Origin of the sequence: Mycolicibacterium llatzerense, from assembly GCF_025331195.1 — a bacterium.
GTDB lineage: Bacteria > Actinomycetota > Actinomycetes > Mycobacteriales > Mycobacteriaceae > Mycobacterium > Mycobacterium llatzerense.
Map to the genome: position 1 here is coordinate 243,180 of NZ_LXOV01000014.1, position 11,573 is coordinate 254,752.

At 67.0% G+C, this 11,573-nt stretch carries 11 protein-coding genes and 2 tRNA genes; 10 read left to right on the forward strand and 3 right to left on the reverse strand.

What is annotated here, in order from left to right; all coding sequences use genetic code 11:
- The first annotated feature begins 10 nt into the window (after positions 1 to 10).
- The 4 genes from A7G45_RS22215 to A7G45_RS22230 all read left to right on the forward strand — a co-directional run bounded on the left by A7G45_RS22215 (position 11) and on the right by A7G45_RS22230 (position 3,366).
- Positions 11 to 1,543 carry a nicotinate phosphoribosyltransferase gene (locus tag A7G45_RS22215; protein WP_260940317.1) on the forward strand — a complete coding sequence of 511 codons (1,533 nt, stop codon included), beginning with the start codon at positions 11 to 13 and terminating at the stop codon, positions 1,541 to 1,543.
- The gene (locus tag A7G45_RS22220) at positions 1,536 to 2,171 is read left to right on the forward strand and encodes an NUDIX hydrolase (RefSeq protein ID WP_260940318.1); all 636 of its coding nucleotides are present in this window, start codon (positions 1,536 to 1,538) and stop codon (positions 2,169 to 2,171) included. The genes A7G45_RS22215 and A7G45_RS22220 overlap by 8 nt, the downstream gene beginning before the upstream one ends.
- A 176-nt stretch (positions 2,172 to 2,347) precedes the next feature.
- Positions 2,348 to 2,911 (forward strand): hypothetical protein, encoded by a 564-nt coding sequence (locus A7G45_RS22225; protein WP_260940319.1) that lies wholly within the window; start codon positions 2,348 to 2,350, stop codon positions 2,909 to 2,911.
- Positions 2,912 to 2,958: 47 nt separating this feature from the next.
- Positions 2,959 to 3,366: a DUF2628 domain-containing protein gene (locus A7G45_RS22230; protein WP_260940321.1), complete on the forward strand. Its 408-nt coding sequence runs from the start codon at positions 2,959 to 2,961 to the stop codon at positions 3,364 to 3,366.
- Here A7G45_RS22230 and A7G45_RS22235 read toward each other — a convergent pair.
- Positions 3,363 to 4,523 carry an alkane 1-monooxygenase gene (locus tag A7G45_RS22235; protein ID WP_260940322.1) on the reverse strand — a complete coding sequence of 387 codons (1,161 nt, stop codon included), beginning with the start codon at positions 4,521 to 4,523 and terminating at the stop codon, positions 3,363 to 3,365. The genes A7G45_RS22230 and A7G45_RS22235 overlap by 4 nt on opposite strands.
- A 454-nt stretch (positions 4,524 to 4,977) precedes the next feature.
- Positions 4,978 to 5,051: transfer RNA gene (locus A7G45_RS22240), tRNA-Gly, on the reverse strand.
- 122 nt (positions 5,052 to 5,173) lie between these two features.
- On the opposite strand from A7G45_RS22240, the gene A7G45_RS22245 reads away from it, so the two are divergent.
- The 4 genes from A7G45_RS22245 to A7G45_RS22260 all read left to right on the forward strand — a co-directional run bounded on the left by A7G45_RS22245 (position 5,174) and on the right by A7G45_RS22260 (position 8,218).
- Positions 5,174 to 5,250, forward strand: a tRNA-Pro gene (locus A7G45_RS22245).
- A 39-nt stretch (positions 5,251 to 5,289) separates the two neighbouring features.
- On the forward strand, positions 5,290 to 6,792 hold the full coding sequence (gene tig, locus A7G45_RS22250) for a trigger factor (protein WP_260940324.1): 1,503 nt from the start codon (positions 5,290 to 5,292) through the stop codon (positions 6,790 to 6,792).
- Positions 6,793 to 6,977: 185 nt separating this feature from the next.
- A complete protein-coding gene (locus A7G45_RS22255; RefSeq protein WP_043394310.1) occupies positions 6,978 to 7,571 on the forward strand; it encodes an ATP-dependent Clp protease proteolytic subunit in 594 nt (197 codons plus the stop codon).
- Positions 7,568 to 8,218, forward strand: coding sequence for an ATP-dependent Clp protease proteolytic subunit (locus A7G45_RS22260; RefSeq protein ID WP_043394308.1), 651 nt, complete (start codon positions 7,568 to 7,570; stop codon positions 8,216 to 8,218). The genes A7G45_RS22255 and A7G45_RS22260 overlap by 4 nt, the downstream gene beginning before the upstream one ends.
- A 56-nt stretch (positions 8,219 to 8,274) precedes the next feature.
- Here A7G45_RS22260 and A7G45_RS22265 read toward each other — a convergent pair whose 3' ends face one another.
- Complete coding sequence (locus A7G45_RS22265) at positions 8,275 to 9,645, reverse strand: hypothetical protein (RefSeq protein WP_260940325.1); 1,371 nt, start codon at positions 9,643 to 9,645, stop codon at positions 8,275 to 8,277.
- A 210-nt stretch (positions 9,646 to 9,855) separates the two neighbouring features.
- Between A7G45_RS22265 and A7G45_RS22270 the strand changes: the two genes are divergently transcribed.
- On the forward strand, positions 9,856 to 11,067 hold the full coding sequence (locus A7G45_RS22270; RefSeq protein WP_260940326.1) for a hypothetical protein: 1,212 nt from the start codon (positions 9,856 to 9,858) through the stop codon (positions 11,065 to 11,067).
- Positions 11,064 to 11,558 carry a hypothetical protein gene (locus A7G45_RS22275; protein WP_260940327.1) on the forward strand — a complete coding sequence of 165 codons (495 nt, stop codon included), beginning with the start codon at positions 11,064 to 11,066 and terminating at the stop codon, positions 11,556 to 11,558. Before A7G45_RS22270 ends, A7G45_RS22275 begins: the two co-directional genes overlap by 4 nt.
- Positions 11,559 to 11,573 lie beyond the last annotated feature (15 nt).

Genomic DNA, 11,573 nt, shown 5'->3' on the forward strand with positions numbered 1-11,573 from the left:
GGACTTCATCATGACCATCGAAGCAACCGCCACGTACCGGCCCGAAACCATTGCGGCCCTGGATGTCCTGATGGACACCGATGCCTACAAGCTGGACCACCGCCGTCAGTACCCTGCCGGCACCGAGTACGTCTACTCCAACTTGACCGCTCGCGGCAGCCGCATCCCCGGGGTGACCTGGACCGCGTTCTTCGGCCTGCAGGCCTACCTGCGCGACCTGAACCAGCGGTGGAGCGCCTTCTTCGCCGCTGACATCGACGAGGTATGCCGGGCCTACGTCGACCGCGTCACCCAGGTGCTGGGGCCCAACGATGTTGGCGCCGAGCACATCCGGCAACTGCACGCCTACGGCAGGCTGCCGCTGCGGGTACGGGCACTGCCGGAGGGCACCATCGTGCCGGTCGGCGTCCCGTACCTGACCGTCGAGAACACCGCGTCCGAGTTCTTCTGGCTGACAAACTACATCGAGACCGAGATGTCGGCCGCACTGTGGCAGCCCATCACGTCGGCGACCACCGCGTGGCGCAACCGGACTCTGCTGGACACTCGGGCGCGGGACTGCGGCGCCGACCCGGCCGCGGTCGACTGGCAGGGGCACGACTTCTCCTTCCGAGGCATGGCCGGCAGCGCGGCTGCCGCCGCATCGGGGGCCGCGCACCTGTTGGCGTTCACCGGCACCGACTGCCTGCCCGCGCTGGGCTGGATCGACCGGAACTACCCGGGCTCAACCGGGATCATCGGGGGCAGCGTGCCGGCCACCGAGCACAGCGTCATGTGTGCCGGCACCCAGGACGATGAGGTCGCCACGTTCGCCCGGCTGCTGGACCTGTATCCGACCGGCATCGTGTCGATCGTCAGCGACACCTGGGACCTGTGGCATGTCTGCACCGGCATCCTGCCCACGCTGAAAGACGCGATCACCGCGCGTGACGGCAAGGTGGTGATCCGCCCCGACAGTGGTGACCCCGAACGCATCCTGTGCGGCGACCCGCAGGCCCCGGCGGGCAGCCCCGCGAACAAGGGCGTCGTGAACCTGCTGTGGGAGGTGTTCGGCGGCACGGTCAACGCCGCCGGATATCGGGAACTGGACCCGCACATCGGCGTCATCTACGGCGACTCGATCACGCACGAGCGGGCGGCCGCCATCACCGCCAACCTGATGGGGCAGGGCTACGTGTCCACCACTCCGGTTCTCGGATTCGGTTCGTACACATATCAATACGTCACGCGTGACACCTTCTCCATCGCGATGAAGGCCACCTGGGTACAGGTCGACGGCCGCGGCCGGGACATCGCCAAGGCGCCGGTCACCGATCCGGGCAAGCTCAGCGCGCGGGGCCGGTTGGCTGTGGTCCGTGACGAGCGTGGGCGGCTGACCTTGGTGCAGGGCGCTGCCGGTGCCGTAGAGGCGACGGACGCCATGCGGACGGTGTTCGAGGACGGCGTCATCGTCAACCCCGTGTCCTTCGCCGAGGTGCGCGCTACCGTGCGACGTGATTGGGCGGCATACGCCGCCGGCGAGGAGGACGCGCGTCATGGCTGAGTCGCTGGCCACCTGGCTGAGCGTCGACGTCTTTGCGGTGAGCCCCGGCGAGGAGCCGGGGCTCATCCTGGCGCGCAGGCAACGCGAACCGCATAAGGGGGACTGGGCGCTGCCCGGCGTGGTGCTCGACGCCGCCAACGGGGAGACGGTCGTGGCCGCGGCACACCGAGCGCTGCGGGACCGGGCCGATGCCGAGCCGATCGACGGGCCGCCGACCGTGGCCCTCGTGGTGTCCGACCCGCAGCGCGACGAGCGCGGTCACACCGTGTCCCTGGTGAATGTGATGCGCGCACAAGCCGGCGACGACGCGCTGGTGGTGCGCAAAGGACAGGCCATGCCCGCCCTGCCGTTCGGGCACAACGCGATGATCCGAGACACCGCGGCCACGGTGTCGCAGCGGCTGTTGTCGGACCCCGCGACGGCCGCGGCGATGTTCGGCGCCGGGTGCACGGCCGGCGAGGTCTGCGCGCTGACCGAGCTGCTGTTCCACCTGTCCGGCGGTACGGGAGCCGAGCCGATTCCGCTCGCTGCGATGCGGCGCCGGCTGGAACGGGCAGCGCTCTTCACCTCGGATGGCAGTCGGCCCGCGCATACCCGGCCGGTGACGGTGTTCAGGGTGGCGCGGTAAAACGGCGCCTGCGTAAGCGCTGGCAAATTGCTTGGGTGCGGCTGGACTCGGTACGGGGTGCGCTCGTTACGTTCCTGTGAACATGCCCGCGACCTGGGGAAATGATCTCGCCTCGAGTCGCGACCTGCTGCTTTGCGAGATACGCTCCCGGCACCCTGCTGGGAGGAGATCAACTGATGACAAGTGCAGAGACCGAACCTATGGCAAACACCGATACCGAAGCAGCACCCGGGCGATGGTTCAACACCGACACCGGCAAGGTGCTGATCATCGGGGTCGGTGCAGTCGTCATCTTGTTGCTGCTGCTGGCGATCGGGGCTCTTGCCGGATTCAAGATCCCGCCGCCCGCGCCTGATCAACCGGCCGCCCCGACGAGCGCCGCCACGTCGGCTCCGGCCTCGACCTCGGCTCCTGCCGCCACTTCGTCGTCTTCGGCAACCGCGACACCCGCGCCGGCGCCGGTCACCACCGCGACGGCCACCGCCCCCGCGAGCCCGACGCCCGCACCGCCAACTGGCCCGTCGACACAAACCACTCAGGCGCCGACGACCTATACGCCGCCCGCCAGGCAGTACACGCCACCTGCCAGTCAGCCCGGCACCGCGTCGCCGACCGCCAGCGCGTCACCGACCGCGACCGCGACCGCGCCCGCGAGTTCGGAAGCCCCCGCCAATCCGCCGCAGTTCAACGTCATTCGCACGACGAACGGCGTCGCGCGGCCGATTCCGGGTAGTAGCTAGACGCCCGAGCACACAAGCAAAACTGCACAGGCGTTAATGTCGATGAGGTGTCACAGCAATTCCCCAGTTTCACGGTGTCCCCGTCGTGGCAGAAGCGGTTTGATTTCTTCAACACCTACGGTCTGCCGAACTCGACGCCGGAGTCCAAGGCGGCCTACCAGGCCCTGACGTTCCTGGAACGGCTGAAGCTCACCTCGAACATCCTGGCGTTCCTGTTCGGCCCCATCTACTTCTTCGTCAAGGGCATGTGGCGCAAGGGGCTGACCCTGCTCGGCATCTTCGTCGCGGTCGAGGTGGTGCTCGTCGTCCTCAATGCGTCGGACACCCTCGTGCGTGGCATCGGGTTCGGTCTCGCCGCGATCGCCATGACGACCGCGAATTACGCGTACTACCTGCACGTGGTGCGGGGCAGCCAGTCCTGGAACCTGTTCGAGGGGTACGGCAAGCAGCGCTAGCTGCCGTCGAGCTGCAACCGTTTCAGCCGGCGCGGGCTGAGCGCGGTCAGCCTGACGTCACCGCCGTAGATGGCGAGGACGCGCGGATCCATGACGCGGCGCCACAACTGCGGGACGAGGCTCAGCACCAGCATCGCGGTGTAGTTGCTCGGCAGCTGCGGTGCCTCCGTGGCATGCCGAATCCCCTGGTAGCGGTGGGACGGGTCGGTGTGGTGGTCCGAATGGCGCTGCAGATGCAGCAGAAACACGTTCATGATGACCGTGTTGCTGTTCCAGCTGTGCTCGGCACGCAGTCGCTCGTAGCGGCCCGACGGTAGTTTCTGCCGGCGCAGCCCGTAGTGCGACAGGTAGTTCATGCCTTCCAGCAGGAAGATGCCGATGACTGCCTGGCCGAACAGCCACGGCAGGACCACGGGCCGGAACCACAGAGCGAGCCCGGCGAACAGGACGACGCTCATCAGCCAGGCGTTGAGGACGTCATTGCGCAGGCTCCAGCGTGAATGGCCTTGCCGGTCAAGGCGTTTGGCTTCGAGCCGCCAGGCCGAGCGGGTACTGCCGAGCGCCGACCGGACGACGAAGCAGTACACGTTCTCGCCGAAGCGAGCGCTGGCCGGGTCCTCCGGCGTCGCGACGCGGACGTGGTGCCCGCGGTTGTGCTCGACGTAGAACTGCCCGTACCAGCTCTGCGCGAGAGCCAACTTGCTGAGCCACCGTTCGGCGCGGTCGCGCCGGTGCCCCAATTCATGTGCGGCGTTGTTGGCGATGCCGCCGGACAGGCCGACCGCGACCATCAGCCCCAGCTTGTCGGTGAACGTCAACGTGACCCAGCCGCCGCCGGCCCACACCCAGCAGCCGAAAGCCAGCGCGAGGTACTGCGTGGGCAGGAACATGTGGGTGGCGAATCGGTAGAACTTGTCCTGCTGCAGCGCCGCCAGGATGCGGTCGGGTGCGCGGTCGTGCGTTTCCCGTCCGAACAGATGGTCGGCGGCGGGCCCCACGACCAGAATCACGACCAGTGCGGTCCACCAGAAGACGTGCAGCCGGGTGGTCCACACCAGCAGCCAGGACAGGGTCACGGCGCCGGGGGCGGACGGGACCAGTAGCCACAGGTATCGCTTCGGGTCTCGCCAAGTGTGCTCAGCAACTTCTGAATCCACGTCAATAGACCGCCGGTCTCGGCGGTCTGTTCGGGTGATCGACGTGGTCATCGGAGCATTTATACCGCTGCCGCTGTGAAGTCTCGACTCGGTTGGCAAAAATATTTGCCAGCGTCTTCCGAATAGTTGGCCAGATTGGCTTTGACCTGCATATTGTGGCCCTGGATCACGGCTGATACGGCATTGCGGCAATTTGCACTGAATTGGCAGGAAACTCCCAGAAATCGGTGAAATCGGCGCGCCGGAAAACGCAATTAATTGGCCCGCCGGTCAATAACGGGCATTTATCGCTCAGGCAAATTCGTTTGTCGAAAGAAATAGCGGATTCGGGTGCTCGCTGGGCGAGGGGTCACGCGCGCCGCCGAGGCGGTTCCGGCGCGACGGGATTTCGTGCCCGCCCACGCCGAAAAACCAGACCCAAAACAAAAGGACCGGCCTGGTCAGGCCGGTCCTATGGAGCGGGCGACGGGAATCGAACCCGCGTAGCTAGTTTGGAAGACTAGGGCTCTACCATTGAGCTACGCCCGCGTGCACTGCTGCGATCACAGTACCGGCAGACAGTACCGGGACAGCGGCCGCCAATCCAATTGAGGTTGTCGTGTGTCTAGGACGTAGTATCTCGACCGCGGTAATGCGACCGCGACGAGGCACGGGGTGTAGCGCAGCTTGGTAGCGCATCCGCTTTGGGAGCGGAAGGCCGCAGGTTCAAATCCTGTCACCCCGACCACCGACTGATGACAAGTATCAAAAAACAAGGAGTAACGCTGTGAAGAGCACCGTGGAGCAGTTGAGCCCCACCCGGGTTCGCATCAACGTGGAGGTGCCCTTCACCGAGCTTCAACCCGAGTTCGACCAGGCCTACAAGGAGCTGGCCAAGCAGGTCCGTCTGCCCGGCTTCCGCCCCGGCAAGGCCCCGGCCAAGCTGCTCGAGGCCCGTGTCGGCCGCGGCGCGGTGCTGGAGCAGGTCGTCAACAGCGCCATCCCGGCCCGCTACGGCGAGGCCGTCACCGCTGGCGACGTCAAGCCGCTGGGCCAGCCGGAGATCGACATCACCAAGCTCGAGGACAACGACGAGCTGGTCTTCACCGCTGAGGTCGACGTCCGTCCGGAGATCGCTCTGCCGGACCTGAAGGCCATCAAGATCTCGGTCGACCCGATCGTCATCGACGACGACGAGGTCGACGCCGAGCTGCAGAACCTGCGCGCCCGCTTCGGCACCCTGACCGGTGTCGAGCGCGCCGCCGCTGACGGCGACTTCGTCTCGATCGACCTGTCGGCCACCGTCGACGGCGAGGACGTGCCCGAGGCCAAGACCGAGGGCCTGTCGCACCAGATCGGTTCCGGTCAGCTGATCGAGGGCCTCGACGAGGCCATCATCGGCCTGAAGGCCGGCGAGTCCAAGGACTTCCCGACCACCCTGGCCGCCGGCGAGCACGCCGGCAAGGAAGCCCAGGTCTCCGTCACCGTCAAGTCGGTCAAGGAGCGCGAGCTGCCGGAGCCGGACGACGACTTCGCCCAGCTGGCGAGCGAGTTCGACACCATCGACGAGCTCAAGAACAGCCTCGTCGAGCAGGTTCGCCGGGTGAAGCAGATCGGCCAGGCCGAGCAGATCCGCGACAAGGCCGTCGAGGCCCTGCTGGAGCAGATCGAGGTGCCGCTGCCCGAGGCCATCGTCCAGGCCACCATCGACGAGACCGTGCACAACGCGGTCCACGGACTGGACCACGATGAGGCCAAGTTCGAGGAGCAGCTCAAGGAGCAGGGCAGCAGCCGCGAAGAGTTCGACGCGGACACCCGCACCAACGCCGAGAAGGCCGTCAAGACCCAGCTGCTGATGGACGCCATCGCCGATGAGCTGGACGTCAAGGTCGGCCAGGGCGACCTGATGGAGCGCATCGCCCTGATGGCCCGCCAGTACGGCATCGAGCCGCAGCAGCTGATCCAGATCCTGCAGCAGAACAACCAGCTGCCGTCCATGTTCGCCGACATCCGTCGCGGCATGACCATCGCCGCCGTCGTCAGCGGTGCCACCGTCACCGACACCGACGGCAACGCGGTCGACACCGCGGAGTTCTTCGGCCCGGCCGCCGACGCCGCTGAGGCTGAGGCTGCCGACGAGACCGAGGCCGCCGACGAGGCTCCGGCCGAGGAAGCCAAGGACGAGAAGCCCGCCAAGGCGAAGAAGGCCAAGGCTGAGGCGAAGGACGAGAAGCCGGCCAAAGACAAAAAGGTGAAGAAGTCCGCTAAGGATTCCAAGGACGAGGACTGAGTCCTCAAACTCTGATCGTGGTACGGGTGCCGCAGGTGTCTTCAGTGATGCCTGCGGCACCGTCCGCTCTACGGCGACTGTGACGCTGTGAGCGAACTAGGCCGCGTCGGGGACTCGCGGCCGTCGGCCGTTGGTTAGTGTCGTGTGAACGAACTCGAGAAAGCAGGTATCCAGTCGTGACTGACATGCGTTCAAGCGCACCGGGGCTCAACCTCACGGACTCGGTCTATGAGCGTTTGCTTGCCGAGCGCATCATCTTCCTGGGCTCGCAGGTCGACGACGACATCGCCAACCGGCTGTGCGCTCAGATCCTGCTGCTGACGGCCGAAGACCCGACCAAAGACATCCACATGTACATCAACTCGCCGGGTGGCTCGATCAGCGCCGGTATGGCGATCTTCGACACCATGCAGCTGTCGGACTGTGACATCGCCACCTATGCGATGGGCATGGCCGCGTCCATGGGTGAGTTCCTGCTGGCCGCCGGCGCCAAGGGCAAGCGCCACGCGCTGCCGCACGCGCGGGTCCTGATGCACCAGCCGCTCGGTGGCGTCACCGGTAGCGCGTCGGACATCGCCATCCAGGCCGAGCAGTTCCACGTCATCAAGAAGGAAATGTTCCGGCTGAACGCGGAGTTCACCGGCAAGAGCATCGAGCAGATCGAGGCCGACTCCGACCGCGACCGCTGGTTCACCGCGCAGGAAGCGCTGGAATACGGCTTCGTCGACCACATCATCACCCGCGCAAACCTCAACGGCGGCAAGGGGGCCTCGAAGTGATCTCCAAGCATCTGAACCCGGAGCTGGCTCCGCAGGCGCGCTACATCCTGCCGCAGTTCACGGAGCGCACGCACACCGGCGAGCGCATCGTCGACCCCTACGCCAAGCTGTTCGACGAGCGCATCATCTTCCTGGGTGCCCAGGTCGACGACGTGTCCGCCAACGACGTGATGGCCCAGCTGCTGGTGCTCGAGTCGCAGGACCCTGATCGCGACATCACCATGTACATCAACTCGCCGGGTGGCTCGTTCACCTCGCTGATGGCGATCTACGACACGATGCAGTACGTGCGCGCCGACATCCAGACGGTCTGCCTCGGTCAGGCCGCGTCGGCCGCCGCGGTGCTGCTGGCCGCCGGTACGCCCGGCAAGCGCATGGCCCTGCCGAACGCCCGCGTGCTGATCCACCAGCCGTCGCTCGGTGGCGTCATCCAGGGGCAGTTCTCGGACCTGGAAATCCAGGCCGCCGAGATCGAGCGCATGCGCACCCTCATGGAGGAGACGCTGGCGCGGCACACCGGCCGGACTGCCGAGCAGGTCCGCAAGGACACCGACCGCGACAAGATCCTCACCGCGGCCGACGCCAAGGAGTACGGGATCATCGACACGGTCCTGGAGTACCGGAAGCTCTCGGCCCAGAAGGCCTAGTTCTGTAACGCACAACGGCCGCCAACCTGTTCAGGTTGGCGGCCGTTGGCGTTTGTTCAGTCCTTGACCGAGCCGGCCTTCGACGCGGCGGACGACGCGCCGCCCTTGGCGGCCTTCTTGTCCTTGGTCTTCTTGCCCTTCGTCGAATCGTGTTGCGCTGACGACGAATTGTCGGTGCCGGACTTCTCGGACTTCTCCGGCTTGGTATCGGGCTTGGTATCGGGCTTCTCGGGCTTGGTGTCGGGCTTTTCCGGCTTGGTGGCCGTCGCCGGCTCGCTACCGGACTTGGTGGGCGAATCGTCGGTGCTCGCCGTCGGTGTCGTGCTTGCGGTCGACGCCGGAGAAGTCCGCTTGGTCCGCGACTTCTGCACGGTCTTGGTGGTGGGCTTCTTCTCGGTCTGAGTGGACGGCTTGTCGGCGCCGGCGGCTTCGTTCGTGCCCGCGGTGCCGGCAGCGGGGGAGTCCGGCTCCGACGCCTTGTCGGTCGCGGCGGTCGAGCGCGGGGCGGTCGCCGCAGACGACAAGATGGACGACAGCTGCGGCTTCACCACATTCAATGGCAGCGCCTTGCCCGTCACCAGCACGGAGATGAAGTTCGCGACGGCGATCGCCGGGGACAGGGCGGCGAACGCGGCACCGGCGACGGGCGCCAGCGGAGCGAGTGCCGACGGCAGCTGCAGCCCGGACGCCAGCGCGGCCGGCGCGGCGGCCAAGGCAGAGCCGGCGGCGTTGGTCGCGTTGGTCACTCTCGTCTTGACGGTGTCGATGGTCTGTTGGGCCGGGTTGGTCGCAGTCGGTGCCGGGTCGGCTGCCGCGGCCGCCGGGCTGTCGGCCGCAGCGGGTGCCGGGCCGGCGGCGGCCGGCAGCAGGGTCGTCACGGCTTTGGTCAGGTTTGCGACCAGGTTGTACGCGAAGGTACCCACCACCTGGAACGGGAGCGTAAGCACATAGGACGCCAGCGCGATCGGCACCCACGGGAGATAGAAGGGATCGGTAGTCGCGCGGCTCAGTATCACCAGCGGTATGGACACCACCGATTGGACGGTGCTCTTGGCTGACGCGACCACGGCCTGCGCGAGGACTGTGATCACGTCGACGACGACGTTGCCGGCCGTCGTGACCGGGTTGGCTGCCAGGGCGACCGGGTTGGCGGCCAGGGCAACCGGCCCCGCGGACGTGTTGGTCGCTGCGGCGCTGGTGATCTGGTCGAGCAGCTGCTGCTGTTGCGCGGCCATGTCCTGGGCGAATGCCGCGAACTGGATGGCCCGGGATTCAATCCGCGGGGTGCTGACGGCAGCAACATGCGCCTGGGTCGCGAGCTGGCCGTTCGGCGCCAGGACGCAGGCGGCCGCGACGACACCGGCCAGGGGCAGGCTTTGGAGCCGCCGGAGTGGGGTGGCTGTCGTGGCGTGGCTGAAGTGATTCATCGCGCAGGTCCTTCGCGTATTCGGATGAGAGCGTCGCTCGGTGGGGGTGGGCCCCAGTCGAGAAGGTTAATTGACGTAATCGGAAGATTACGTCGAAAGGTATGTTTTCGCCCTTCGTCGGCCGCCAGCCTCGCGCCAAGAAACCGCCAAGGCGCCCGCCGCACCCTGTGACGCGACCACGAATCCCGGCCACCCCGAACAGGACCCGTCATGAGCCGACCCGCACGCCGTTCCTCCGTCGCACTGGCCGCTGCCGCTCTGGTCGCGTCCGTGGTGGCCGGATTGCCGGTGGCCCAGGCGAATCCAACCCCGGACACCTCGATGCCGGTGCCGTGGAATCAGGTTGGCGACGGCTGGACCCTGGCCACCTGGAACCCGGTCCCCGGGCGACTCCCGGGCGAACGCCCCGACCCGGACGCGCCGGCACCCGCGAAGGCCGCCGAGACCCTGTTCCTGATCGATCCGGCCGGTCACCGGTACGCCATCACCAGGTTCGAGCCGACGGACAAAGGATGGCACCCGCGCCTGGTCGACTGGTCGGGCAACGGTGGTCGCGCACTGCTGACAATCGGCGACTCGGTAATCGTCGTCGACTTGCGCACCGGCAGTCAGACGTCCTTCCCGTCGAGTGCTTCCCCGCGGTTCAGCCGGCCGGGCGGTGAAGCGATCGTGTTGTCATCGACGAGCCACGACCAGCCCAGCACCTTGCAGCGTGTCGACCTGGCGGGCAACGTGCAGCTGACCTACCCGACCGACGACCTGGGCGGCGCCGGCCGATTCGGCGGCGACTATCTGGAAACCCCCGACGGCACCACACTCGTGCTGTCGACGGCCAACCGGGCCAATGACGAGGTGCCGCGGACCGACAACAGCTTCGTGCTCATGGGCAACGACGGGACCGTCGGGCGGGTGCTGCCGGTACCGATGCCGGGCGCGGTGTGCCGGACGACCCGATGGTTGGCGCCAACGGATTTCGTCGCCAGTTGTACCGCGCAGAAGTCCGCGGGCAGCCAGCTGTGGAAGGTGCCGATCGACGGGTCGGCGCCGACCGCGCTCACCGCCGTCAACAACGCGAAGAACGAACCCGGATTCGAAGGCGACTACGGCGACGTCGGCCTCTGGCAGCTGCCGAGCGGCACGTTCGTGCAGTCACTCGGCGCCTGCGGCGTGGTGTTCCTATCGCGGGTGACGGCCGATGGTCACACCCAGCGCGTCAAGGTTCCCGGCGCCGGCAACAACATCGACGTCGTCGGTGCGTCAGGCGGCTCGCTGGTCCTGAAGTCGACGGCCGGATGCAGCCCGTCGCAGGCGCTGATGGCCTACGACCCGGCCGCGAACACCACGCGGGTCCTGCTCGGCCCGACGGTGAACGACGGGCACGTCGTCGACGCCATGACCTTCGGCGAGGGCTACCGGTCATGACCCGGTTCGCGTCCGCCCTGGCGGCCCTGGCCGTCGCGGTCACCCTGTCGCCCATCGCGCACGCCGACGACCACGAGAGCACCGAGGCCTGCAGCTGGGTCAGCGCCGACGAAGCCGCGGTCTTTCTCGAAGGTCCGGCCACCGCCGCGCCGATTCGGACGCAGCTGCCCGAATTGTCTTGTGCCTACCGGTCATCAGACGAGCCGCAGGCACGACGCAGCCTGGAGTCCGATGTCCGGTTCGCCGACGCGTTCCCATGGGACGCCGCAACGACATTCAAAGAGGTGGCCGCCTGGCCCAGGGCCACCGCGGTCGACGGCGTGGGCCTGCAGGCGGTCTGCACCTACGAACCCAACGTCACACCTCCGTCGACGACGCTCACCGTGTTGTTGACGGGTGAACGGATCTATCGGGTGACCGGCAGCTATGTGTGGCGGTGCGACACCCTGAAGACGTTCGCGGAACTGGCAATAGCCCGCATCGGCCGATAGCACCCGATACCCTCG

Coding starts and splice junctions, on each gene's coding strand:
- A7G45_RS22265 (WP_260940325.1), bottom strand. CDS start 9,645: ATGAATCACTTCAGCCACGCCACGACAGCCACCCCACTCCGGCGGCTC.
- A7G45_RS22255 (WP_043394310.1), top strand. CDS start 6,978: ATGCGTTCAAGCGCACCGGGGCTCAACCTCACGGACTCGGTCTATGAG.
- A7G45_RS22275 (WP_260940327.1), top strand. CDS start 11,064: ATGACCCGGTTCGCGTCCGCCCTGGCGGCCCTGGCCGTCGCGGTCACC.
- A7G45_RS22225 (WP_260940319.1), top strand. CDS start 2,348: ATGACAAGTGCAGAGACCGAACCTATGGCAAACACCGATACCGAAGCA.
- A7G45_RS22215 (WP_260940317.1), top strand. CDS start 11: ATGACCATCGAAGCAACCGCCACGTACCGGCCCGAAACCATTGCGGCC.
- A7G45_RS22220 (WP_260940318.1), top strand. CDS start 1,536: ATGGCTGAGTCGCTGGCCACCTGGCTGAGCGTCGACGTCTTTGCGGTG.
- A7G45_RS22270 (WP_260940326.1), top strand. CDS start 9,856: ATGAGCCGACCCGCACGCCGTTCCTCCGTCGCACTGGCCGCTGCCGCT.